This is a genomic window from Kosakonia sp. H7A, from assembly GCF_003028445.1.
Classification (GTDB): domain Bacteria; phylum Pseudomonadota; class Gammaproteobacteria; order Enterobacterales; family Enterobacteriaceae; genus Kosakonia; species Kosakonia radicincitans.
In genome coordinates this window covers 167286-189950 of record NZ_PYTZ01000001.1, presented here as the reverse complement: position 1 = coordinate 189950, position 22665 = coordinate 167286, and the positions used below count along the sequence as shown (strand labels likewise).

Sequence of the window (22665 nt, the reverse complement as noted above, 5' to 3'; positions counted from 1 at the left end):
ACGCTTTATGCACCAGAACTGAAAAATAACGCGTTAGCCGTTAATTTTCGCCATTATTAATGGCGATACCGCGCTTTGCAGGATAAAAAGCCAGCGCGCAAAGCGATAATTCCAGGCCTTTTATCCTTTGTTGGCGCTCCGCTTTGGTATTTGTAACAGAATTGCTTACAATTGAAGTAACGCAAATTCTGCGCGGATGTTATTTTTCTTATTGATTTTAAAGGTAATTATCGATAAGTGCCCTTGAAAATAAAAGATTGAGTCCGGCGTTAAAAAAACATATATTAGCCGCGTTTTTTTTTGAGCAAATCCCATAAACCATTATTCAATCAGGGTGAAACATCGCGCTGGTTGTAGGAGTGATATGATGACGGATAAAGTCCGTATTGATACTTTGAATGCAAATTCATTACCTCAGAACAATGAAACCTTCCTGGCACGACAAGCCGAGTTTGAATCCAATGTAAGGAGCTATCCGCGTAAATTGCCTCTGGCAATTGCAAAAGCGCAGGGCGTCTGGATCACCGATGTCGAAAATAATCAATATCTTGACTGCCTCGCAGGTGCAGGAACCATGGCTCTGGGTCATAACCATCCTGAAGTTCTGCAAAGCATCCAAAGTGTCATTACCAGCGGCTTACCGTTACATACACTGGATCTGACCACGCCGTTAAAAGATGAGTTCTCTGCTTATCTGCTGTCGCTGCTGCCGGGCCAGGGCAAAGAGTATTGCCTGCAATTCACCGGTCCTTCCGGTGCGGATGCGGTTGAAGCCGCGCTGAAACTGGCGAAAAAAGTGACCGGCCGTTCCGGCGTGATCAGCTTCTCCGGCGGTTATCATGGTATGACCCACGGCGCGCTGGCGGTCACTGGCAACCTGTCGCCGAAAGAAGCGGTTAACGGCATGATGCCGGAAGTGCAGTTCATGCCTTACCCGAACGAATACCGCTGCCCGCTGGGTATCGGCGGCGAAGCTGGCGTGAAAGCGTTGACCTACTACTTCGAAAACCTGATCAACGACGTTGAAAGCGGTGTGCGTAAACCGGCTGCGGTGATCCTCGAAGCCGTGCAGGGCGAGGGCGGCGTGAATCCGGCGCCGGTCGAGTGGTTACAGCGCATCCGTAAAGTAACGCAGGAACATGGCATTGTCCTGATCATTGACGAAGTGCAGGCGGGCTTTGCCCGTACCGGTAAACTGTTCGCCTTCGAACACGCCGGTATTGAGCCGGATATCATTGTGATGTCTAAAGCTGTTGGCGGCGGTTTGCCGCTGGCCGTACTGGGTATCAAAAAACAGTTCGACGCATGGGCGCCGGGCCACCACACCGGGACGTTCCGCGGCAACCAGCTGGCGATGGCGACCGGTCTGACGACGCTGAAAATCCTGAAAGACGACCGTATTGCCGACAAAGTGGCAGCGCAGGGCGTCTGGCTGAAAGACAAACTGGCCGGGCTGCAAAAACGTTACCCGGTTATCGGTCACGTGCGCGGTCTGGGCCTGATGATTGGTATTGAAATCGTCAAGCCGAACGAAGCGCAGGATCACATGGGTTGCTACCCGGCAGACGGCGAGCTTTCAGCGCTGCTGCAGAAAAAATGCTTCGAAAATGGTCTGATTCTGGAGCGCGGCGGCCGTAACGGTTGCGTGCTGCGTCTGCTGCCATCGCTGCTGATCAGCAATGACGAGCTGGAAATCTTCCTCGACAAGTTTGAGAACGCGTTGTTGGCAGCCGGCGTTAAGCCTGTTTAATCGGAGCAATTGAATGTCTGATGTAAATCCGATTCTTTCAGGTTCTGCGCAAAGTATTGCCGCCTATCAGGACGCCATTGAGCAGAGCACAAAAGCGGTTGTGCAGTGGCTGAAACAACCTGAGATGTACCAGGGCAAAACGGTTGAGCAGTTGCGTGAGCGCATCAATTTAGAATTTACCTCTCAGGGCCTGGGCAACCAGGCCGCGATTGAGCGCGCCGTTGAGTACTTCCTGAAAGACAGTCTTTCTGTGCATCATCCGCAGTGTGTTGCGCATCTGCACTGCCCGAGTCTGGTGATCAGCCAGGCGGCGGAAGTGCTGATCAACGCCACCAACCAGAGCATGGATTCGTGGGATCAAAGCCCTTCAGCCACCATCATTGAGATCAAGCTGATTGAATGGCTGCGCACCCAGGTGGGTTACCAGCCGGGCGATGCCGGGGTGTTCACCAGCGGCGGCACCCAGAGCAACCTGATGGGGTTGATGCTGGCTCGCGATGCGTTTTTTGCGCGCCAGGGCCACTCTGTTCAGCAGGATGGCTTAACAGGCGATCTGAGCAAAATCAAAGTATTATGCTCTGAAAATGCCCACTTCTCCGTGCAGAAAAACATGGCGCTGATGGGGCTGGGTTATCGCTCCGTGACGCTGGTGAAGACGGATGAGTTCTCCCGCATGGATCTCAACGATCTGGCGGCGAAGCTGGCGCAGGCGAAAGCGAACGGTGAACAGGTTCTGGCGATTGTTGCAACCGCGGGTACGACCGACGCCGGGGCTATCGATCCGTTAGCAGAGATCGCTGCGCTGGCGGCGGAATACCAGACCTGGATGCACGTGGATGCGGCCTGGGGTGGCGCGTTGCTGCTGTCTGAGAAATTCCGTCACTACCTGGATGGTCTTGAGTTAGCGGATTCCGTAACGCTCGATTTCCACAAGCAGTTCTTCCAGACCATCAGCTGCGGCGCGTTCTTGCTGAAAGATCCGCGTCACTATCAACTGATGCGTTACCAGGCGGCTTATCTGAACTCGGACTTTGACGAAGAGCATGGTGTACCGAACCTGGTCTCGAAATCACTGCAAACCACCCGCCGTTTCGATGCGCTGAAACTGTGGATGGGTCTTGAAGCGCTGGGTAAAAAGCAGTACGCCGAAATCATTGATAATGGCGTAACGCTGGCGCAGCAGGTGGCGGAATTTGTCGCGCAGGAGCCGCAGCTGGAACTGGTGATGCAACCTCAGCTTGCCAGTGTGCTGTTCCGCTTCCGCCCGCAAAACGATGATATGTCCGCCGTTGCGTTGCTGAACCAGCGCATTGGTGATGCGTTGCTGGCCTCCGGGGCGGCGAACGTTGGGGTAACGGAAGCTGATGGCATTACCTGCCTGAAGCTGACGCTGCTGAACCCGACGGTGTGTCTGCAGGATGTTAAAGTTCTGCTGGCAAGCGTAAAAGCCTGCGGAGAGCAACTGCTTAACGCTTAACATGTAGTGCAATATTAAAGCCGACAATGTTGTCGGCTTTTTTTTATCCTTTTTTAGTAGCCCTGCATATTCCAGCGTGCGGAGCTCATCACATCGTAGACTTTCTGATCGGTGAAAGGCGGGAAGACGGCTTTTTTCGCCGCCGCTTCCAGCGCTGCGCAATACTCTTTATCGCCACCTCTGATAACCATATTTTGCAATTTACCGTCATAGTTAAAATCGAGATGCACAGTACAGGTTTTGCCTTTCCATGCATGGCGATCGGCGAGGGCGGAATCCAGCGCATTTTTAATTCCGGCCGCTTGTTGACCATAAATATCCGTATCGGTAACGTTGCCGGAACGATTATAAGCGCAGGACTCTAAGGCACTTTTTTTCAGGCAATCCGTCGGGTGAAGCGGCGTGCATCCTGTTGCAACGCTGACCAGCAGCGCCAGCATCATTAACTTCTCCATTGTTATTATTTCCTTTATTTCTGTTTACAGCGGTGTTTGTTCATCCGTAAAAAGCGCATCGTAACCTTTCCACCGATAGTTCAGCACAGAAAGCAGCCAGCAGAGAATAAACAATCCGACCACGAAAAACCCGGCGTTACTCAGGTTATCGTTCATCACGGCGATGATATCCCAGAATTTACCATGTAAATCAAGCTTATCCACGATTAGTCCCAGCGCTTCGCTGCCGCCGATAAATAACGCGACAATAACCGATGTGCCGGTGATGGTCATATTGTAATAGAGTTTGCGTTGCGGTTTGCTGAATGCCCAGCCATAGGCTTCGACCATCAGGATATTATCCAGCGTATCGATTAACGCCATGCCGCTGGTAAAGAGTGCCGGAAATACCAGAATAGACCACACCGACATGCCATTTGACGCACCGGCGGTGGAAATGCCCAGTACGCCAATTTCAGTGGCGGTATCAAACCCCAGGCCGAATAAAAAACCGACAAGGTACATATGCCAGCTTTGCGACACCAGGCGGAATGTCCGGTGAAAGATCCAGCTCATTACGCCGCCGGATGAAATTGTTTCGTCGGGAAGCGATTTATCACCGCTTTTGAATTGCCGGAAAGCGCGCCAGACATTACTGAGAATAAGTAAATTCACCAGCGCGATAATGATCAGAAAAAAAGCCGATACGCTGGTGCCAATCATTCCGCCAGTTTCATGCAGCCACGCCATGTGATGGCGAAACGCCGTGGCGGTTGCCGCAATGGCAATGGTGGCGAGGATAACAATCGTGGAGTGCCCCAGCGAGAACCAGGTACCGATGCTGCACGATCTTTTCCCGTGCTGCATCATTTTACGCGTGACATTATCGATGGCAGCGATATGGTCGGCATCCACCGCATGGCGTAAGCCGTAGCACCATGCCAGCAGGCTTGCCGCCATCAGCGAGGCGCTGTCGCCAAAGGTGAAAAATGCCCAACCCCAGGCTGCGATATTCATCAGCAGCAACATAAGGATCAACAGGCAAGCGCGTGGATTCCTGACAAGTAAAGCGGAAAACATTTAAGGCCTCAAAGGGTTGCGTCGTTATGCGGCCAGGACATTTTGTAGCATCGCGCGGGCGGGGATGTTGATATCGATCTATCCGGCAGCGGTTCGCCCATTCCGGCGATGACGGAACAGGCGAAAGGAGCGCCGCCGTTAGCGGCGGGAAAGCGTCAGACGCTTAATTCATTCACCACTTCAGCGACACTTTTCACGCTGCGGATGCTGCCGATCCCGGTACCGAGCGCGATATAACCTTCGTCGCTGTTACCTTCCAGCATACCGACGCGTAAGCTGCTCACGCCGCCCATCGCGGCGGCGATCTCTTCCCGGCTGGCTCCGGCTTTGTCCATTTGCACCAGTTTTTCCGCCAGCTTTCCGGGCAGCGAACGGTAGTAGTCAGGAAGGGTGCGAAACAGCAGCATATCCAGCCCGTTTGCCGCGACGATTTTGTCCTTCACCGATTGCGGTACGCGGCTCTCATGGGTGCTGATAAACACTGAACCGGCAAACACCCCTTGCGCGCCAAGGGCATGAGCGGCGCGGGCAGTGCGGTTATCGGTAATACCCCCCGCAGCCAGCACGGGAACGTTTTTCACCGCATCGACAATCAGCGGCACGATGGAAAAAGTGCCTAGCGCGGTACCCGGCAGTGTTCCGCCTTCATCAAACCCTGTCGCGACGATAATATCGGCACCGGCCGCTTCAGCCTGGCGACTGTTTTCAGGCGTGGGATTGATATCCCGGTAGATGATTTTAATGCCTGCTTCTTTCAGTTCATCAAACAGTGCAGGGATCACCACGTCTTTGCCGTAGCCGGTATACACCACGGCCTGCACGCCTTCTTCTTTTATTACCTGCAGCATGGGCGGCGTCCAGATGTCATTTTCAATCGCCGGGATCAGATTAACGCCGAAGGGTTTCTCGGTGAGCATTTTGGTTTTGCGAATCTCTTCGCGCATTTTTTCAGCTGTCGCTTCCGGCGTCGAGACGGCGGTTTCCGCAGTCAGGCCGGCGTTTGGCCCCAGCACGCCCAGACCACCGGCATTACTGACCGCCGCTACCAGGCGGGCATCGGTCAGCCATGAAAGCGGCCCCTGAATAACGCTTTTTTCGATACCGAGAATATTGCTGACACTGTGATTTTGCATCGTCTGTTTCCTTAAAAAAAGATAGCGACAGGCCGGTATAATCCGCTGTTGATCAGTACCCTGACGGATTGTGTTCCGGAATAGCGCCATTCTAAGCGGCGTATTTATTATTAAAAATGGTCAATACGCTTCATCACTATTACGAAATAAGTAACAATAAGAGGTATTCCTTCCGGTAAAGAAGCGGGCTATGCAAATCAATGTCTACGAATTAATGCGGATCTTTATTGCGATCGTGGAGACGGGCAGTTTCTCGCAGGCGGCGGAAAATCTGCAAATCCACCGTCCCGCTGTGACCAAAGCCTTACAGCAACTGGAACAGCACTGCGGCGTGCGCCTGTTGCACCGGACCACGCGGCGCATCAATATGACGCCAGAAGGCGAGGAGTTTTATCGCAACAGCAAGCCATTGCTGGAGCAAACCGATGATTTGCTGGGATCGTTTGCCGCGGGACGCCCGCTCTGCGGGCCGTTGCGTGTCGATATGCCGGTTGCCATTGCCGCTTTGCTGGTCGCGCCCAATCTGCCGGATTTTTATCGTCGCTATCCCGGCATCGAAATTATTCTCAGCAGTTCAGATCGCCGTAAAGATATGCTGCGTGATGGTCTGGATTGTGTATTGCGCATGGGGGCGCTGGAGGAGGGGGATTATGTTGCCCGGAAACTGGGTAATATCCGGCTGGTCACCTGCGCCAGCCCCGTTTATCTGGCGGAACATGGCATACCGGAAACGCTGGAGGATTTGCAGCATCATCAGGGCGTGAACTGGGTTAACAGTAGCAACCGGCAAATTATGCCGTGGGTATTTCAGACGCCATCCGGAATAGAAGAAATTCACCTTCCGGGTAAGCTGGTGCTGGATAATTCAGAAGTGTACGTGGCGGCAGGTCTGGCCGGGGTTGGGCTGTTGCAGGGCATGGATTTCTTTTTACGTCCCCATATTGATGATGGACGGCTGATCGAAGTTTTGCCGCAAAATCCGGTTCCCGCGCGAAAATTGTCGATGCTCTATCCGCATCGCCATATCTCACCGAAAGTGCGCGTATTTACGCAGTGGCTGGAGGGGTTATTACTGCAGGTGTTGCACTGAGCGGTTGGTACATCATTCAACATTGAGAGGGCAGAATGGCTATTCAGGTGTTAATTCCGGACGACTATCAGCTTGCCACGCAGCAGCTCAGTTTTCTGCGGCAGAATGATAAATTCCATTGTTCTGCGCTGGGCGATTTAAGCAAAGAGACGCAGGCAGAGAGCGCGTTATTCAACGCCCAGGCATTAATCCTCATCCGGGAAAGAACCGTTGTTGATGAGGCGTTTTTGCGCCGCACACCGAATCTGAAGTTAATTAGCCAAACGGGTAAGCTGGCAAGAAATGTGGATATTGACGCCTGCACGCGGGCCGGTGTCGCTGTTGTCGAAGGTGTCGGTTCTCCGGTGGCACCCGCTGAATTAACGTGGCTCTTGATTATGGCATCCAGAAGAAAATTCGTTTCTTCGGTGAATGCCATGAAAGAGGGGCGCTGGCAAACGGAAATCGGATCGGCGGTGAATAAACAGGTTTTAGGGATCCTTGGATACGGCAAAATCGGTAAGCGAATTGCCAGCTATGCGCAGGCATTTGACATGCAGGTTCAGGTGTGGGGAAGCGAGCGTGCGCAGCAAGAGGCACGTGCCGCTGGGTTGCAGGTGCCGGAAAATCGCGAGCAGTTTTTCGCAACTTCCGATGTGATCACCGTGCATCAACGTTTGGTGGCGCAAACGGAAGGCAATATCACTTCCGCCGACCTCGCACTGATGAAAACGGATGCGTTATTCGTCAATACCAGCCGTGCTGAACTGGTTGCCGAAGGCGCGCTTTACCACGCGCTGCGCCAGGGGCGCCCCGGATATGCCGCGCTGGACGTCTACGAACAAGAGCCTGTATACGATACGCATAACCCTTACCTGGAAATGCCGAATGTGCTCTGTACGCCGCATCTGGGTTACGTGGAAACAGCCAGCTATGAGTTATATTTCAAAACGGCCTTCGATAACGTGGTGCGTTTTTTTGCCGGTGATACCTCACAGGTGATAAACCGCTGAAAACGGCCTCTCCGGCGGGAGAGGCGGGCAATGTTTCACAGCGACGCGGCGGTGCGGGCGGCCGTGTCGTAAAGGGATGAGATGGTGCGCAAAAGCTGCGCCGTTTCGCCAATGGATTGCCCCGGGATCCCGCTTTCCGCATGAATACTGATCAGGCAGGCTTCACGCACATCGCGGTATTTCATGCATAACGCTTTTCCTTCATCGGTCGTGGAGAAAAAGAGTTCCTTTCCGGCTTTTTCGCTCGTCACGTAGCCTGCTTTGATCAGCTTTTTCAGGGCGTAGGTCACCACATGCGTATCTTCTACGTTCAGGACGAAACAGATATCTGCCAGCTTTTTCTTGCGATTGCGATGATTCACGTGATGCAGAAGTGAGACATCAAAAGCCCCCATATCAGGTTCACCTGCTGCGGTCATACAGCGCACCATCCATTTGTTGAAGGCGTTGCTGGTCATGATCAATGCATACTCCAGCTCCGATAATTCAGCGCAGCGTTCGGAAACCAGATGGCGTGAAGAGACGATACGGCCATCCGCAATATCGTCGCTATTCGTTGATGTGGCGCTCTTTTTTGAGTTCATAAGGTTCCTTACTGGAGTGTGACTCTTAGCCAAAAATGTAAACGGAAAGCGATAAAATAAGAACATTTTATTGATAAATCGTTTACATGTTTTTGCGGTTCAGATATAGCTTTTCATACCGGTTCTGTGAACACCGCAGGGCTGTCGCAATACACAACATCGCTCGCCGCAATGCACTTCGCTTCGTTTGAATACGAAGTATTAAAAAAATCGCCATCGGCGCGCAACGCTCACTTTAGATAGGGTAAACGTTATGGACGGTTCTACACTGCTGCCACTTATCGGCATACCGATAGTGGTTATTGGTTTTGCACTGCGCTTCAACCCGCTGTTGGTGGTCGTTGTTGCAGGGTTGACTACCGGATTGTTAGTCGGAATGGATTTCGGGACGCTGCTGGAAACCTTTGGCGAAAAGTTCGTCAATAGCCGCTCGCTGGCCACCTTTATTTTGATCCTGCCGGTTATCGGACTGCTGGAGTATTACGGTTTGAAAGAGCGAGCGCAGGCCTGGGTGGCAAAGATTGCCAGCGCGACATCGGCACGGATTTTGATGCTCTATTTTGTCGCGCGTGAGGGAACGGCGGCTCTGGGCTTGATGTCGCTTGGTGGGCATGCGCAAACGGTTCGTCCACTGCTGGCGCCAATGGCCGAAGGCGCCGCGTTAAATGAATACGGCGAATTACCCCAACATATCCGCGACAAAATCAAAGCGCATGCCGCCGCGTGCGACAACATTGCGGTCTTCTTTGGTGAAGATATCTTTATCGCCTTCGGCGCGGTGTTACTGATCGATGCGTTCCTGAAGGAGAACGGTATTGAAGGGATTGAACCGCTGCATATCGGCTTATGGGCCATTCCCACCGCGCTTTCGGCATTGATTATTCATATGACGCGCTTGCTGCGTCTGGATGCCAGCATCCGTCGCGATGTGATGGCATGGAAAGCAGAGCAGGGCGCGCAGGAGATCGTTCAATGATGACGTTGATGACCATTAACCGCGTTTATTACCTGATTGGTTTTGTCGTGATGCTGCTGGTAATCATGACATTACGGGATCGCGGCAATCCTAAGCGCTTTACGACGGCGCTGTTCTGGTTTTTGTTTGGCGGGATTTTTCTGTTTGGCGATCTGATGGTTCAGGAACTGGGTAAATCACTGGCCTACCGAATTATTGGCGGCGGCGTTATTGTCATCGCTCTGCTTGCAGGGTTTGGCTTGGTTGGAAAAGGGCATTACAAAATGTCTACCGAGGCTGAACGCATTGCCTCCTCGAATCGCCTGAAAAACTGGCTTTTCTTGCCAGCGCTGATGATCCCGGTAGTGACAGTGGTGGGGACGTTATTCCTGAAAGGGGTTGCTGTTGGCGGCGTTTATCTGCTCGACCAGAAACAACTCACGCTGGCTGCTTTATGCGTCGCCTGCGTCGCCGCGATCCTGACGGGCTGGTGGCTGACGCGCGGAACGCCGCTGCATGCTATTCGCCAGTCCCGGCGCCTGGTGGATACCATTGGCTGGGCGGTGATCCTTCCGCAAATGCTCGCCATGCTGGGCGGCGTATTTGTGGTGGCTGATACGGGCCAATCGGTGCAAAAGGTGGTGAGCCTGTTTGTGAATCCGGATAACCGCTTCATGCTGGTGGTGATTTACTGCATTGGCATGGCGCTCTTCACCATGATTATGGGTAATGCCTTCGCCGCTTTTCCTGTGCTGAGTGCCGGTATCGCCTTGCCGTTCCTGATTAATGTGCATCACGGAAACCCGGCCCCCTTGCTGGCGATTGGTATGTACGCGGGATATTGCGGCACGTTGATGACGCCGATGGCGGCGAATTTTAATATCGTTCCCGCCGCGTTACTGGAACTGAAAGATAAATACCAGGTGATTAAGATTCAGATCCCGACGGCGTTAACCCTGCTGGTGGTTAACGTGTTCTTAATGTATTTCCTCGTGTTTCGCTAAGCGCGGCAACGAATTAAGGAGCAGTTATGCAATTAACTCAACATCAGGCAGAAGCCTTTGCCCGCATGCCATTAACCTATTTACGTCAGGAATACCCGAATCACATTATGCATTTGCTTAATGATGATGGTGATGTCTTGCCGCCACGGGAACTGCATCCCATCTTTTACGGCTGCTTTGACTGGCACTCCGCGGTACACGGTTACTGGCTGTTGCTGCGCTGCGTGCGTCTTTACCCGGATCTGGCGTGCAAATCGGAGATCACCGCGCTTTTTGATGAGCACCTGACACAAGAGAAGGTGGCGCAGGAAGTGGCCTATTTTAACGCGCCGTTCCGCGCCTCGTTTGAGCGCCCTTATGGCTACGGCTGGCTGCTGGCGCTGGCTCAGGAACTGAAGCACTCATCACTGCCGCAGGCGCAAGGCTGGCATCAGGTACTGGAGCCTTTAACCCAGGATATTCGCGACAGGTTGGTGGATTATCTCAGCAAGTTGACGTATCCCATCCGTGTTGGCACGCATTACAACACGGCGTTTGCGCTGGCACTGGCGCTGGATTACGCCCGTGCGCTTGCGGATCGGCCGCTTGAGCAGGCCATTCTGGATGCTGCAAACTGCTATTATCTGGCAGATACCGATTATCCTGCGCACTATGAGCCAGGCGGCGATGAGTATATTTCGGGCGCGCTGACCGAAGCGTTGTTAATGAGTAAAGTCACCGCCAATTTCCCGGCCTGGTTCGATGCGTTCTTACCGGATGTGGCGTCGGTTTCGGCGCTGATGAATCCGGCGGAAGTCAGCGACCGTACCGATCCGAAAATTGCCCATCTTGACGGGCTAAATCTCAGCCGCGCCTGGTGCATGAAACATATCGCGAAGGCGTTACCGGAAAATCATGCCGGGCAAAAAGCGTTAAACGATGCTGTGAAACGCCATCTTGTGGCAAGCGTAGAACATGTAGTGGGAAGCCATTATAGCGGCGGCCACTGGCTGGCCAGTTTCGCGCTGCTGGCGCTGGAGTAAAGGGTAGGTGGGTGCAGCGTGATAGTGCTGCACCCAAGCCGATGCTGAAAAACGTTTGCATCAGCATCTCAAGTTTTAACGCATTATTTTTGCTTCGATGCCCACAGAGCCAACACTGCTGAGATGATGAGTATCCCTGCGCTCAGTCCGAACGTGCTCTGAAAACCAAACTGGTCAAACAAAACCCCACCCAACGTAGAACCTAGCGCAATCGAAAACTGGACTGTAGCAACCATCAGACCTCCACCTGATTCAGTATCAGATGCAGTCGCATGAGCAACCCAACTCCACCATCCTACCGGTGCAGCTGTTGACAGCACACCCCATACCCCCAATAAAACACATACTGCCAGTACGTTGTTACCCATGGGGATAAGAATCACTGCAACTGAAGCCATAACCAGCGGTATTGTAATGAGTGTCTGATAGAGGCGGTTTTTGATCACAAACCCAATCGCCGTCGTTCCCATGAGTCCTGCTATTCCAATCATTAACAATATCAGCGTTACTGCGCCTGAATTAACTTTAGTGACATTCTCCAGGAAGGGTCTGATATAGGTAAAAAGAGTAAATTGCCCCATAAAAAAGATACCGGCGGCGCACATACCCATTGCGACATTTTTCTTCCGTAAAAGCGAGGCAATGGTTGAGCCAGTATTACGGGACTTGCCAGTTTCCATGGAGGGGAGGCTTACCCATTGCCAGACGAACGTGACCATAGCTACAGGCACTAAGCACAGAAATGCACCTCGCCAGCTGATGACAGCCGTAAGATAGCTACCAAGTGGAGCGGCCACTACCGTCGCCAGGGCATTTCCGCCATTGAAAACGGCCAGCGCACGCGGAACGTGGCTGATATGTACCAGTCTTACAGCTGTGGCGACAGACATTGACCAGAAGCCGCCAATCACCACACCGATCAGCGCGCGGCCCAACATATAGACAGCAAAGTTAGGCGCCAGAGCGACGATCATGGCCGATATGCCCATCAGGGCGGTTAATGCCAGTAAAAGAAACTTACGGTTCAGCCCTCCAGCGAGCCTGCGTACGGTAAGACTTGTCACGACGGCAAAGACCCCTGAAATCGTCATTCCCTGGCCGGCAGTGCCTTCAGTGATCCCTAAATCTCTGGCAAGCGGAGTTAACAGGCTGACGGGCATGAATTCTGAAGCAATCAGGGCAAAAACGCAGAGTGAAATAGCAAATACGCCATTCCAGTTAGAGTCATTTACGGTATTAGCATCATTCAAAGTTGGTTGATTTATTTTTGAATGTTTTGTTTTCATTGTGACTACCTTTAATGCAGAACATCAAAAAAAATGGGGCACAGGCCCCGAAAAAAAGAGGGTTATTTTCATTACGAACGAGGGTTAATATCTACATCCAAAATAAAATTAATTTACGTTGAAAGGGAAGGGACTTCTTAGTCTGAATAATATTTAATATTAAATTGTCGATGCATCTATAACATAGCGATATCGCGCTTTCTTATTAAAGACGTTATCCCACGCCTCATTAATTTGATCAGCTTTAATAATCTGAATTGTGGGCAATATTTTGTTTTGTGAACAGTAATTAACCACTTCCTGAGTTTCTTTCATGCCGCCTATCATTGACGCGTTGAAATTAACCCTTGATGCAGCAAGCCCAAGTGCATTAAGTGTAATCTGAAAACCTTCAGGCATCCCGACCTGAGTGAATGTCCCGTATGGCTTCACGACTGATGCGTAGGCCGCGACATCATACTGATAGGGGATCGTGGATATCATATAATCCAGCGTTCCCTGATAAGCTTTGAATTTTTCCGGGCTATCGACCACAATAACTTCTTTGGCCCCGAATGAAAGAATGTCGTCGGCTTTTGACGGTGTGGTTGTAAAAGCGTATACCTCGGCTCCTTTGGAAACAGCAAGTTTTATGGCCATGTGGCCCAGACCACCAATTCCTGCCACTCCTACCTTCATGTTTTTGACAATACCTGCCTTCATGAGCGGGGAGTATGTGGTTATTCCTGCACACAGCAACGGTGCCGCTTCCTGAAAGCTGATGTTATCCGGAATATGGACAGCGAAATGATCCCGTACCACGATGTTTGTGGAATATCCGCCCTGAGAAATTCCCGTCGGGGAATCACTTTCAGGGAAACCATATGTAAATACAGTAGCCGGGCTGTACTGTTCTGTATTCTCCAGGCTCATCAACTGTGAGTTTGGCAGCGTGCTATTAACCATACATCCAACACCTGCTCTATCACCGACTTTAAACCGGGTGACATTCTTTCCAACCGCAGCGACAATGCCTACAATTTCATGTCCGGGAACCTGAGGGTACTTTTGAACACCCCAGTGTCCTTTCATCTGATGAATATCAGAATGGCAAATGCTGGCATATTTTGTCTCAATCAGAATATCGTTGTCGCCAACGGCTCTGCGTTCAAAGGACCAGGGTGCAAGTTTCCCCGAGGTGTCAAAAGCCGCGTAACCGCGCGTTCTTACTCTCGAACCATTTGTGTCTGCTGCAAGTGAACCAAGAGGAGTGCTCAGCAATACTCCTGCCCCAATTACCGCACCAGAACGAACAACAAACTCGCGACGGCTGAGATTCTTTTTATCATCCATCAATATACTCCTGCTCATAAGTTTGACCGGGTTAGATTTCTGCTTCTGAAAGAGAAGCAGAATGTATTCTGGTAAGGACTGACGTCAGTCAGAGAAACCTTTCTTAATTACCGCAGGATGCTAGTGGGTTTCTTCGGATAATCTGACTAAAGAGCAATTTACATACTTGCGGTAGCATAAAATACACAAATACGACAAATTATTTGTCCGATCCTATGAGTGCTTAATTTTGTTGTCATATATGCCTGACAATAGCGCTATGTTAAACATGCAGTTCGTGGCAATAGTTCGGTGGGATATTAAAGCTCACTGACTGACTTTCTCAGAACAGTGATATCCCTTTTAGGGGATAACCCAAACATCCTCGTATATTCACGGCTGAAATGGGATAAGCTTTCATAACCGACAGCAAATGCTGCGGTAGTGACATCATAGTGCTCATTCAGCATCAGTCGTTTTGCCTCATTGAGTCTCAGCCATTTCTGGTAACGAAGCGGACTCATTCCAGCAAGTTGCCTGAAATGGTGATGAAAAGAGGGCGTACTCATTTGCACCCGACTCGCAAGTTCCTCGATACGTAAAGGCGATGCAATATTGGTCTTTAACCAGTCAATAGCTTTGCCGATACGGTAGCCATTACCGTCTACGGCCGCAATCTGCCTGAGATGATCGGACTGGTCACTCATCAGAAGCCGGTAATGTATTTCCCGCTGAATAAGTGGGCCAAGAACCGGGATTGCTTCTGGCTCGTCAAGCAATGAAAGCAGACGGCAGAAAGGCTCTAACAGAACATCAGTAACGGTACCTATTCCGACTCCTGCCCCGGTGTCTCTTTTTTTTGCTGGCGGCAGGCCTCCCTGTGCAATTAACTCCATCAATACGCGCTGATCGAGTTGATAGGCTATACCGACACAGGGCCGGGATGACGATGCTTTAAGCACTTCTGAACTTGCGGGCAAGTCGAGAGACGTGATCAGGAATTTTTCCACATCATATTTATAAGGCTCCCCCCCAATCCACATGATTTTCGCACCATCGACCACCAGAACGACACTGGGAGGGACCAGGCAGCTTACTGGAGAAGCAGGTTCGTTCCGCCGGAATAATTCCAGTCCTTCTACTGCTGTGGGGAAATCACCGGTACCAGGCGTGCGCTGCGCGATATCCCGGGAAAGCCTCCCGAGTAAATCTTCAACCGATTTGTCCAAAACCATTTTGAAATGCCTCTCATTTGCCACGTCTTTACGACATTAACTTATCAGTTTAAAAAAATGGAATATACACTTTCACGACAGGCTAATAGGATCAGGCAAAAAACTCATAGTATTTTAATAACACATTTCCTAAGAGCTATCCAAAATAGCAATACCGGAATGAGACCCTCACCGGGTAAGCCATTTCATCACACTGCACTATTTAAGTCGGGGATGAAAAAGAACGCATGCAAATGCAAGGAAGATAATCCGAAGAAAACTCGCTGCCATCGTAGAGAACGTCCAGATTAATATTAAGGCGTTTGGTATCACCAGTGTTTATCCGCAGGATGTTGTGACTGAAATACTCATGCGTGCGATTTAAAAATAGCCCTCCTTATCAACGAATGAAAGGTTTTAATACCATGACAATAAAATCTTCAAAGCGCTTTTTTAATGGCGCACTCCTTGCCGGAGCGCTGGCCATGATTTCAGCAGAATCTGCGGTCGCCCAGCCTGCGCCAGGTACAGCAGCTTCTCCAGTACGTCTGGTACAGACGTGGGATAAAACATTCCCAAGGAGTGATAAAGTGGATCACCAAAAAGTTACTTTCAAAAACCGTTATGGCATTACGCTGGCCGCAGATGTGTATCTTCCAAAAGATCGCGGTAACAAAAAACTTGCTGCCATTGTTATTTCTGGGCCTTTTGGCGCGGTAAAAGAGCAGGCTTCTGGCCTTTACGCGCAAACGTTAGCAGAGCGAGGATTCGTGACGCTGGCTTTTGATCCGTCTTATACCGGTGAAAGCAGCGGGGAACCGCGCAATATAGCCTCGCCGGATATTAATACAGAAGATTTTATGGCTGCGGTCGATTTCATTGGGCTACAACCTTATGTGGATCGTGAACGTATCGGTGTAATCGGTATCTGTGGCATGGGCGGGATTGCACTGAACGCGGTTGCCGTTGATAAACGCGTAAAAGCCGTTGTTGCCAGCACTATGTATGATATGAGCCGGGTTATGTCGAAAGGCTACAATGACAGCGTAACCCCGGAACAACGTGAGCAGACGCTTGAGAAACTGAGCCTTCAGCGCTGGGAAGATGCGGCAAACGGTAAACCTGCCTATCAGCCTCCTTACAATAAACTCAAAGGTGGCGAAGCGCAGTTTCTGGTGGAGTATGCGGACTACTACATGACAAAGCGTGGATACCACCCACGTGCGGTCAACTCAGGAAATTCATGGTCAATGACCACACCGATGTCCTTCATGAATTTCCCCCTGATGACCTATATTAAGGAAATCTCTCCGCGTCCTGTCCTGTTTGTTCATGGTGAAAAAGCGCATTCGCTTTATTTCTCCAAAACGGCATATGAAGCGGCGAATCAGCCAAAAGAGCTTCTGATTGTTAAAGATGCCACTCATGTTGATTTGTATGATCGTATGGATAAAATCCCGTTCAATGATATAACAGCATTCTTTAATAAATACCTTAACAAATAAGCAATAATACCTTCCGGTGTTCTCTGATGCGGTGGCCGAAAATATAGGCCATTGCATTGTTATAATCTACGATACTCAGATGGCAGAGCGCATTAAAAATATTCATGCGTTAAATGTGGGGGAAGGTATTACCGTATGGATATTCAGTCCGCTATTAACTTATCATGAGTTAATAGCGGGTAATAGATAATTCTATGTCATCCATTAATAAATTGAAGATTGATAAAAGGTATCAATATGAAAACCTTAGTGATTGTTTCTCATCCTTATCCCGAACATTCCCATGTTATTAAAGCGCTAAAAGAAACAGCAGAATCGATGGTGAATGTTGTTGTCCGGGATCTCGAAGCTATTTATGCTACACGGGACATCGTATTTAATATTGCTGAAGAACAAGATGCGTATGATGGCGTTGACAGGGTCATATTTATGTATCCGACACACTGGTTTAACCTTACCCCCAATCTCAAATCTTATTTAAACGAGGTCTGGAGTTATGGGTGGGCATTTGGTCCTGATGGTCATGCACTGAAGAACAAGGAAATGATGGTAGTCACTTCAGCCGGTGCCGCGGAGCAAATGTATTCAGCAGACGGACTTATTAAAAGTAGCATGGCTGACGTACTGGCTCCGATGAAAGCCTCTGCACTATATGTAGGAATGAAATATCTCCAGCCACTGGTGATTTATAATGCCGTGAATGTTTCTCCCGAAAGAATGAATCATTTGAGTAGCGAGTTAGTCGGCCATTTATCTGCCTGAGTGCTATAAGCGAAATAGACGCGATTTTATTTACTTATCCGCATGTATTGACAAGGTCTAATTATGCAAAATTTTATTTTTCATAACCCTGCCAAAATTATTTTTGGCCATGATCAGATTTCCTCAATTGGTAATGAAATTCCGGGTGATAAAACCGTAATGATTGTTTACGGCGGAGGGAGTGTTAGCCGTAATGGCACGCTGAAAAAGGTACGGGATTCGCTGAAAAACCATACGGTTTATGAGTTCGGAGGTGTCCAGGCTAATCCACATTATGAAACGTTGATGGAAGCTGTTGCGCTTGTTAAGGATAAAGGTGTCAATTTTCTGCTTGCAGTGGGTGGGGGATCAGTTATTGACGGCACCAAATTTGTCGCAGCGGCTGCGTGCTATGACGGCGATGCCTGGGATATTGTTAAAAGTTACGGGAGCGTAGTGAAAAGGGCTTTACCGGTAGGTTGTGTACTGACCATTGCCGCAACAGGCTCAGAAATGAATAATGTCGCAGTTGTTACTAAAGCAGAAACAAAAGATAAGTTGTTTTTTGCATCCCCGTACGTTATGCCACAGTTCTCGGTTCTGGAGCCTGAACTGACATTTACTTTACCCCCAAATCAGACGGCTAATGGTGTGGTTGATGCATTCGTGCATGTACTTGAGCAATATGTGACTTATCCGGTGAATGCCAAAGTACAGGATCGCCTGGCAGAAGGTCTGCTGAACACCCTGAAAGAAGAGGGCCCAAAAGTCCTGACAGATCCTGAGGATTATGATGCCAGGGCGAACATTATGTGGGCCGCAACGATGGCGCTGAATGGCCTGCTCAGTACGGGGACCCCCGCAGACTGGGCATCACATTTGATCGGACAGGAAATTACAGGTCTGTACGGCCTTGATCATGCCCGCACGCTGGCGGTAATGATCCCGGCTATCTGGAAATACGCGCTGGCTGACAAGAAACAGAAACTTGCCCAGTATGGTGAACGTGTCTGGGATATCCCGGCATCTGATATTGAAACGATGGCTCTTCAGGCTATCGACGCAACGGTCGCATTTTTCGAAACCATGGGGGTTAAAACCCGTTTATCTGATTATGGTCTGGGGGATGATATTATTCCGGCGGTAACCAATAAACTGAAAGAACACGGCCATGTTGCCCTGGGTGAACATGCGAATATTACGACAGAGAAAGTAGAGGAAATACTGAAACTGGCGTTGTAATAATTCTATACGTGGCACAAGAAATATGGCGGCATTTCGCCCTCTGAGCTGAAGCACATGCGCCAGCTGAAAGAGGGAAATCTGTGGCTAAAGAAACAGTGGGCCGATCTGAGCCCGAGAAGGCGATGTTGCAGGACGTGCTGGCAAAAAGAACTGACGCTGGCACGCCTGCGTGAATGGGGCCGGGAGTATTTGATGGAGTGTAGCCTGGGTTTATGAAGTTACTAACCCATACATGTCATTTAACATAATATACATTATGCGTACTAACATGTAATCAGGCAGAATCCAGCATTTCGCACCTGTGATTTGTGTTGCTTGTTTTATCCTTGGTTTACGGCTTTTCAGACCCGCCGCAGACCGCTCAATCCGCTTCAGGCGTTCCCTGATGAAAAATCATTTGCCAGCGGTCATCTTCATTTCTGACCCATAACGATGTGCGCAATGTGCGGTGCGTTTTCTCTCCCGACGGACTTTGCCTGAACGTCCGGTATGTCAGTAGCAGCGCTCCGCTTTCGATCTGCGTTAATGCGAATTCCTCCGACGCGATTTGCTGTTGGTCGGTTTCTGCCAATAATGAATCGATAACTTGCTGTCTGCCGTATCGTTTCCCCGAACGACCAATCTCGAAAAAATGTCTGTGTAGTAATTTCTCAATGGCAATCTGCTGGCTACGAATTTCTGCCTGATGAAGCTGCCGTTCGTATTGGACAATTAGCGACTGTAAATCCTCTGTCATAGTTCACCTTTTCCATTTCCACCGATAAATGCCGAACTGCGCGTTTTCGCCCCGGCACCCGATCTGTAAGCTTCATCCATTTATCGGCTGTATATAATTCATTCAGATTATTCTTAATTGTTTACCGCGTTATGCCATTTATTCTTAACATCTCAAATACATAAGAACATTAACGATGGAGCGACTCGATGACCTTCCCCGGCCAACTCTCTGGTAACAACCTTCCCGATTACGGTCTTGCACGCAGCCTGGGCCTGGCTCCCGGTGATGACTTTGACTTTACGTCACTGGGCAATCAACTCGACTGTACCCGCAGTTTTCACCAGGTCGGCATCATTTATTCGGATGGGCCGCGTCAATGGCTGGTGCGTCCTTCGCGGCGGATCGCCACGCCGAATCAAAGTACTGTTAGCCATGTTATTGTTACAAAAGTAAATTCTCAATCCACCTACAGCGCAGCTCAAGCCATCAATACGACGATTCAGGCACCTTCACTGGCGAATGAAATTACGTCGACGGCCATTTCTTGCGGAGCCGCAGTCGTCACCGGCGTTCTCGCGCTGGGCGCTGGCGCAGCCGTACCGCTGACGGCCGGGGCTTCAGGCGTGGTGGCGGCGATCATTACTGCCGGAACGGTAGCCACCGTGGCGCAATGCGCTATCGGGCTGGGGCGCATCTCACTGATCGCCACCAATAATGACGACGTGGTAACCTGGCTTGACAGTGAATCGTGGTATGTCACGACCAGCACCGCGCTGGATATTCTTTCACTGGCTGGCGCCGGGGCCGGATTAAAAAGTACCCTGGAAACCTACAAGCTGATGAAAGGCGCAACGTCTTCCAGCGTAACAAACTGGCTGAAGAATTTAAGCCGCGCCGAACGTAAACGCATTACCGAGGAAATTATTCGCGCGCAAAACCCGGGAATATCCAACACCGGCGTAAAAGCAGCGATGAAAGCAGGATTTTACCCGAAACGTTATCCTTCAGAAGCATTACAAACTGCGTTGCAGCGTGAGCTGACGGCGGCACTGGTTAATACCTCAGCCTTTGCCGGTAGCGCGTTAACCGGAACGATCCGCAACCCCGGCAATATGAAAACCTCTGGGCAGTACATTATTGGTCTGATACAGTCATTTTCCTTTACAGGAAGTAATTGGTAGATGATGAAATATATAAAAAGAAGCCTTACGTTAAGTGCTGTGGTAGCAGAGAAAATAAAAACGAACGATCCGGAACGGCTGGAAAAATTAAAGGATCGTTTAAAGGATCGGCTGGGGATTCCTGCGGGCTGGCATATGATGGGCCTGCCGTTGATTGCCAGCATGATCCTCGCGGTGTTTAGCTTCGCCCTTCCCCAACCCTTTATCTGGCTGGCGATTTTTAGCTGGCTGTCGTTGCCGCATTATGCCGTAATGGCCGCAGTGATCCCTGTATCACTGCTCTATAGCGCCATCATTGTTATCGCTATGGTATTAATTTCTCGGGGTTTTTTATCGGCGATGAAGGTTTATCTGTGCACGCTTTTTGTGACGTCGCTGGTCGCCATGATATTCTTTCTGACAGCCTTTGTTCCGGCATTGTTTGGCGCTGAACGTCAACTGTGGTTTGTTATCAGCTCATTGTTGGGGCTAATTTTCATTGGTTGTAGCGTTAAATGTCTTAATAGCGCCATGTTTTGCCGCACCAATGCGTTATATTTGCACAACCGGGTCTGGCGCAAGCAATTGAATATTCAGCGTCAGAACATATCCCTTTCAAAACGATAAAATAAAGCCGCTGCGATTATTATTCCGCAGCGGCAATACCGGATTCAAAATATCCGCTTCGACGCCTCCTGCGCCTTACAGATCCAGTTCAACCCACACAGCGGCATGATCCGAACCGGCATTGACCGGTTTTTTCAGTTCGGCGTAAGTTTCCCACTTCGCCGGACGTACGCCGGGCCACATCCCTTTACGGTATACGCCGCCCTGCTTTACTGTTTTCCATAACGCCGGCGACAACAGGATATAGTCGATTTTGTTATTGGCGGTACAGCTTCCCCAGGTACCCGGATAGCCGCCATTATCAAATTTTGCGTGGGTGAAAATATCGCGTAGATCGGTATCTTTCAGCAGTGGCGCAAGCGGCTGGCTGTCGGGCGTATCGTTTAAATCCCCGACAATGGCAATCAGCGTTTCTCCCGCTTTGATGCGTTGCTGGTAAATTGCTTTCACCCGTTCGGCCTGTTCACGGCGGCGGGCGTCCGAGCTGCTTTGCGATCCAAAGCCTTTACTTTTCAGGTGATTCACTAACACATGCAACGTTCTGCCATCCTTTAACGGGATAGCAAACTCCGGGCAATCACGGGAGAAAATCAGCGCGCCATCGGCATCTTTATCATCAACATGGCTACGGATGGTCGCAATCGGGAATGCGCTGACGGTCATCAAACCGACATCGATCCCGCGTTCGTCGTTACCATCAATCACCATCACATGCTCAAACGGCTTGCCATTACGGGCAGGAATGATTTCGCGGTTAAACGCCAGCAACGCGGGTCGGCTTTCCGCTTCGACGACAGCCAGAATATCGGCCTGCAGATCAATCATCACCTGCGCGGTCAACAGCATGGCCGTTTCATCCACCGGCGCGGCGCGCAGCTCCAGCGATCCAACCCAGTCGGCCCGCCCTTCGGCGATAATACGGATCTCCGAGCCATCTGTCGGCCGCGTCAGCAGTTTGCCACGGTTACGGCGCAGGATCACAAACGGTCCAGTATCAGACTTTTTCAGCCCCAGCTCGTTAAGCAAAACCACCATTTTTTGTTTCATTTCGGCGGTATAGGTTAATTCGCCGAGTAACGCATTCAGGGCGGCAAACTTTTCCAGAATCGGTTTGCCTTCGTCCCAGTCGGCCAGATTCATGGCCTTCGCGCGATCGAATAAGTTTTCCACATTGTAAGACGCCAGCCGCATCATATACCCTCCCCTTGAGTTCAGCCGCTTCTGTTGCGCCAGAACGCTGTCGCACAGGCAGTTTCCGGTTATGATTGTAGTCGTCGGCTGTGTCTTCAGCATGACAGAAACAGCCAGATGACAGAAACAGCCAGCTACCGGGAGAG

21 protein-coding genes and 1 pseudogene are annotated in these 22665 nt (G+C 50.4%); 13 read left to right on the top strand and 9 right to left on the bottom strand.

The annotated features are described in order from the left end of the window. Positions 1-367: 367 nt before the first annotated feature. Complete coding sequence (locus CWM66_RS00850) at positions 368-1750, top strand: diaminobutyrate--2-oxoglutarate transaminase (protein ID WP_186298798.1); 1383 nt, start codon at positions 368-370, stop codon at positions 1748-1750. 13 nt (positions 1751-1763) lie between these two features. Next, positions 1764-3227, top strand: coding sequence for an aspartate aminotransferase family protein (locus CWM66_RS00845; RefSeq protein ID WP_071920780.1), 1464 nt, complete (start codon positions 1764-1766; stop codon positions 3225-3227). 53 nt (positions 3228-3280) lie between these two features. On the opposite strand, the gene CWM66_RS00840 is transcribed toward CWM66_RS00845, so the two are convergent. From CWM66_RS00840 to CWM66_RS00830, 3 genes are all read right to left on the bottom strand, one after another. Continuing rightward, entirely contained in the window at positions 3281-3682 is a 402-nt protein-coding gene (locus CWM66_RS00840) for a cell envelope integrity TolA C-terminal domain-containing protein (RefSeq protein ID WP_007375014.1), read from the bottom strand. Between the two features lie 24 nt (positions 3683-3706). Further along, positions 3707-4741, bottom strand: coding sequence for a HoxN/HupN/NixA family nickel/cobalt transporter (locus CWM66_RS00835; RefSeq protein ID WP_035885734.1), 1035 nt, complete (start codon positions 4739-4741; stop codon positions 3707-3709). Between the two features lie 155 nt (positions 4742-4896). Further along, positions 4897-5874, bottom strand: coding sequence for a nitronate monooxygenase family protein (locus CWM66_RS00830; protein ID WP_035885733.1), 978 nt, complete (start codon positions 5872-5874; stop codon positions 4897-4899). Positions 5875-6064: 190 nt separating this feature from the next. Between CWM66_RS00830 and CWM66_RS00825 the strand changes: the two genes are divergently transcribed. Next, on the top strand, positions 6065-6964 hold the full coding sequence (locus CWM66_RS00825; protein ID WP_007375017.1) for a LysR family transcriptional regulator: 900 nt from the start codon (positions 6065-6067) through the stop codon (positions 6962-6964). A gap of 35 nt (positions 6965-6999) precedes the next feature. Further along, a complete protein-coding gene (locus CWM66_RS00820) occupies positions 7000-7956 on the top strand; it encodes a D-2-hydroxyacid dehydrogenase family protein (RefSeq protein WP_007375018.1) in 957 nt (318 codons plus the stop codon). A gap of 35 nt (positions 7957-7991) precedes the next feature. On the opposite strand, the gene CWM66_RS00815 is transcribed toward CWM66_RS00820, so the two are convergent. Further along, positions 7992-8540 (bottom strand): winged helix DNA-binding protein, encoded by a 549-nt coding sequence (locus tag CWM66_RS00815; RefSeq protein ID WP_007375019.1) that lies wholly within the window; start codon positions 8538-8540, stop codon positions 7992-7994. Positions 8541-8793: 253 nt separating this feature from the next. On the opposite strand from CWM66_RS00815, the gene CWM66_RS00810 reads away from it, so the two are divergent. From CWM66_RS00810 to CWM66_RS00800, 3 genes are read left to right on the top strand one after another with little or no spacing between them, the layout of a single operon-like run. Continuing rightward, positions 8794-9516: a DUF969 domain-containing protein gene (locus CWM66_RS00810; RefSeq protein WP_007375021.1), complete on the top strand. Its 723-nt coding sequence runs from the start codon at positions 8794-8796 to the stop codon at positions 9514-9516. Beyond that, positions 9513-10499 (top strand): DUF979 domain-containing protein, encoded by a 987-nt coding sequence (locus tag CWM66_RS00805; RefSeq protein ID WP_007375022.1) that lies wholly within the window; start codon positions 9513-9515, stop codon positions 10497-10499. The genes CWM66_RS00810 and CWM66_RS00805 overlap by 4 nt, the downstream gene beginning before the upstream one ends. Before the next feature lie 26 nt (positions 10500-10525). Beyond that, positions 10526-11521, top strand: a complete 996-nt coding sequence (locus CWM66_RS00800) for a DUF2891 domain-containing protein (protein WP_107146134.1) — start codon at positions 10526-10528, stop codon at positions 11519-11521. Positions 11522-11604: 83 nt separating this feature from the next. Here CWM66_RS00800 and CWM66_RS00795 read toward each other — a convergent pair whose 3' ends face one another. The 3 genes from CWM66_RS00795 to CWM66_RS00785 all read right to left on the bottom strand — a co-directional run bounded on the left by CWM66_RS00795 (position 11605) and on the right by CWM66_RS00785 (position 15353). Then, positions 11605-12807 (bottom strand): MFS transporter, encoded by a 1203-nt coding sequence (locus tag CWM66_RS00795; RefSeq protein WP_082047490.1) that lies wholly within the window; start codon positions 12805-12807, stop codon positions 11605-11607. Positions 12808-12966: 159 nt separating this feature from the next. Further along, a complete protein-coding gene (locus tag CWM66_RS00790) occupies positions 12967-14139 on the bottom strand; it encodes an NAD(P)-dependent alcohol dehydrogenase (protein ID WP_007375025.1) in 1173 nt (390 codons plus the stop codon). Between the two features lie 299 nt (positions 14140-14438). Next, positions 14439-15353, bottom strand: a complete 915-nt coding sequence (locus CWM66_RS00785; RefSeq protein WP_107146133.1) for an AraC family transcriptional regulator — start codon at positions 15351-15353, stop codon at positions 14439-14441. A gap of 386 nt (positions 15354-15739) precedes the next feature. Between CWM66_RS00785 and CWM66_RS00780 the strand changes: the two genes are divergently transcribed. From CWM66_RS00780 to CWM66_RS29460, 4 genes and pseudogenes are all read left to right on the top strand, one after another. Beyond that, positions 15740-16837, top strand: a complete 1098-nt coding sequence (locus tag CWM66_RS00780) for an alpha/beta hydrolase (protein WP_035885729.1) — start codon at positions 15740-15742, stop codon at positions 16835-16837. Positions 16838-17074: 237 nt separating this feature from the next. After that, positions 17075-17599 carry an NAD(P)H-dependent oxidoreductase gene (locus CWM66_RS00775; RefSeq protein ID WP_107146132.1) on the top strand — a complete coding sequence of 175 codons (525 nt, stop codon included), beginning with the start codon at positions 17075-17077 and terminating at the stop codon, positions 17597-17599. Between the two features lie 63 nt (positions 17600-17662). Beyond that, positions 17663-18820, top strand: a complete 1158-nt coding sequence (locus tag CWM66_RS00770; RefSeq protein ID WP_107146131.1) for an iron-containing alcohol dehydrogenase — start codon at positions 17663-17665, stop codon at positions 18818-18820. Positions 18821-18823: 3 nt separating this feature from the next. Next, a pseudogene (locus tag CWM66_RS29460) lies at positions 18824-18972 on the top strand (IS3 family transposase); the annotation flags it as partial. Positions 18973-19184: 212 nt separating this feature from the next. Here the strand turns inward: CWM66_RS29460 and CWM66_RS00765 are convergent. Then, on the bottom strand, positions 19185-19559 hold the full coding sequence (locus CWM66_RS00765) for a DUF4440 domain-containing protein (protein ID WP_072438800.1): 375 nt from the start codon (positions 19557-19559) through the stop codon (positions 19185-19187). Positions 19560-19747: 188 nt separating this feature from the next. On the opposite strand from CWM66_RS00765, the gene CWM66_RS00760 reads away from it, so the two are divergent. Together CWM66_RS00760 and CWM66_RS00755 are read left to right on the top strand one after the other, a co-directional pair. Next, the gene (locus CWM66_RS00760; protein WP_035885727.1) at positions 19748-20722 is read left to right on the top strand and encodes a hypothetical protein; all 975 of its coding nucleotides are present in this window, start codon (positions 19748-19750) and stop codon (positions 20720-20722) included. Next, complete coding sequence (locus CWM66_RS00755) at positions 20723-21328, top strand: hypothetical protein (protein WP_071920786.1); 606 nt, start codon at positions 20723-20725, stop codon at positions 21326-21328. It begins immediately after the preceding gene. Between the two features lie 75 nt (positions 21329-21403). On the opposite strand, the gene CWM66_RS00750 is transcribed toward CWM66_RS00755, so the two are convergent. Next, positions 21404-22519 carry an endonuclease/exonuclease/phosphatase family protein gene (locus CWM66_RS00750; RefSeq protein ID WP_107146455.1) on the bottom strand — a complete coding sequence of 372 codons (1116 nt, stop codon included), beginning with the start codon at positions 22517-22519 and terminating at the stop codon, positions 21404-21406. Between the last annotated feature and the right edge of the window lie 146 nt (positions 22520-22665).

Excerpts from the sequence above, each read along its gene's own strand:
- CWM66_RS00850 (WP_186298798.1), top strand. The coding sequence starts at position 368 with ATGACGGATAAAGTCCGTATTGATACTTTGAATGCAAATTCATTACCT.
- CWM66_RS00845 (WP_071920780.1), top strand. The coding sequence starts at position 1,764 with ATGTCTGATGTAAATCCGATTCTTTCAGGTTCTGCGCAAAGTATTGCC.
- CWM66_RS00840 (WP_007375014.1), bottom strand. The coding sequence starts at position 3,682 with ATGGAGAAGTTAATGATGCTGGCGCTGCTGGTCAGCGTTGCAACAGGA.
- CWM66_RS00835 (WP_035885734.1), bottom strand. The coding sequence starts at position 4,741 with ATGTTTTCCGCTTTACTTGTCAGGAATCCACGCGCTTGCCTGTTGATC.
- CWM66_RS00830 (WP_035885733.1), bottom strand. The coding sequence starts at position 5,874 with ATGCAAAATCACAGTGTCAGCAATATTCTCGGTATCGAAAAAAGCGTT.
- CWM66_RS00825 (WP_007375017.1), top strand. The coding sequence starts at position 6,065 with ATGCAAATCAATGTCTACGAATTAATGCGGATCTTTATTGCGATCGTG.
- CWM66_RS00820 (WP_007375018.1), top strand. The coding sequence starts at position 7,000 with ATGGCTATTCAGGTGTTAATTCCGGACGACTATCAGCTTGCCACGCAG.
- CWM66_RS00815 (WP_007375019.1), bottom strand. The coding sequence starts at position 8,540 with ATGAACTCAAAAAAGAGCGCCACATCAACGAATAGCGACGATATTGCG.
- CWM66_RS00810 (WP_007375021.1), top strand. The coding sequence starts at position 8,794 with ATGGACGGTTCTACACTGCTGCCACTTATCGGCATACCGATAGTGGTT.
- CWM66_RS00805 (WP_007375022.1), top strand. The coding sequence starts at position 9,513 with ATGATGACGTTGATGACCATTAACCGCGTTTATTACCTGATTGGTTTT.
- CWM66_RS00800 (WP_107146134.1), top strand. The coding sequence starts at position 10,526 with ATGCAATTAACTCAACATCAGGCAGAAGCCTTTGCCCGCATGCCATTA.
- CWM66_RS00795 (WP_082047490.1), bottom strand. The coding sequence starts at position 12,807 with ATGAAAACAAAACATTCAAAAATAAATCAACCAACTTTGAATGATGCT.
- CWM66_RS00790 (WP_007375025.1), bottom strand. The coding sequence starts at position 14,139 with ATGGATGATAAAAAGAATCTCAGCCGTCGCGAGTTTGTTGTTCGTTCT.
- CWM66_RS00785 (WP_107146133.1), bottom strand. The coding sequence starts at position 15,353 with ATGGTTTTGGACAAATCGGTTGAAGATTTACTCGGGAGGCTTTCCCGG.
- CWM66_RS00780 (WP_035885729.1), top strand. The coding sequence starts at position 15,740 with ATGAAAGGTTTTAATACCATGACAATAAAATCTTCAAAGCGCTTTTTT.
- CWM66_RS00775 (WP_107146132.1), top strand. The coding sequence starts at position 17,075 with ATGAAAACCTTAGTGATTGTTTCTCATCCTTATCCCGAACATTCCCAT.
- CWM66_RS00770 (WP_107146131.1), top strand. The coding sequence starts at position 17,663 with ATGCAAAATTTTATTTTTCATAACCCTGCCAAAATTATTTTTGGCCAT.
- CWM66_RS00765 (WP_072438800.1), bottom strand. The coding sequence starts at position 19,559 with ATGACAGAGGATTTACAGTCGCTAATTGTCCAATACGAACGGCAGCTT.
- CWM66_RS00760 (WP_035885727.1), top strand. The coding sequence starts at position 19,748 with ATGACCTTCCCCGGCCAACTCTCTGGTAACAACCTTCCCGATTACGGT.
- CWM66_RS00755 (WP_071920786.1), top strand. The coding sequence starts at position 20,723 with ATGATGAAATATATAAAAAGAAGCCTTACGTTAAGTGCTGTGGTAGCA.
- CWM66_RS00750 (WP_107146455.1), bottom strand. The coding sequence starts at position 22,519 with ATGCGGCTGGCGTCTTACAATGTGGAAAACTTATTCGATCGCGCGAAG.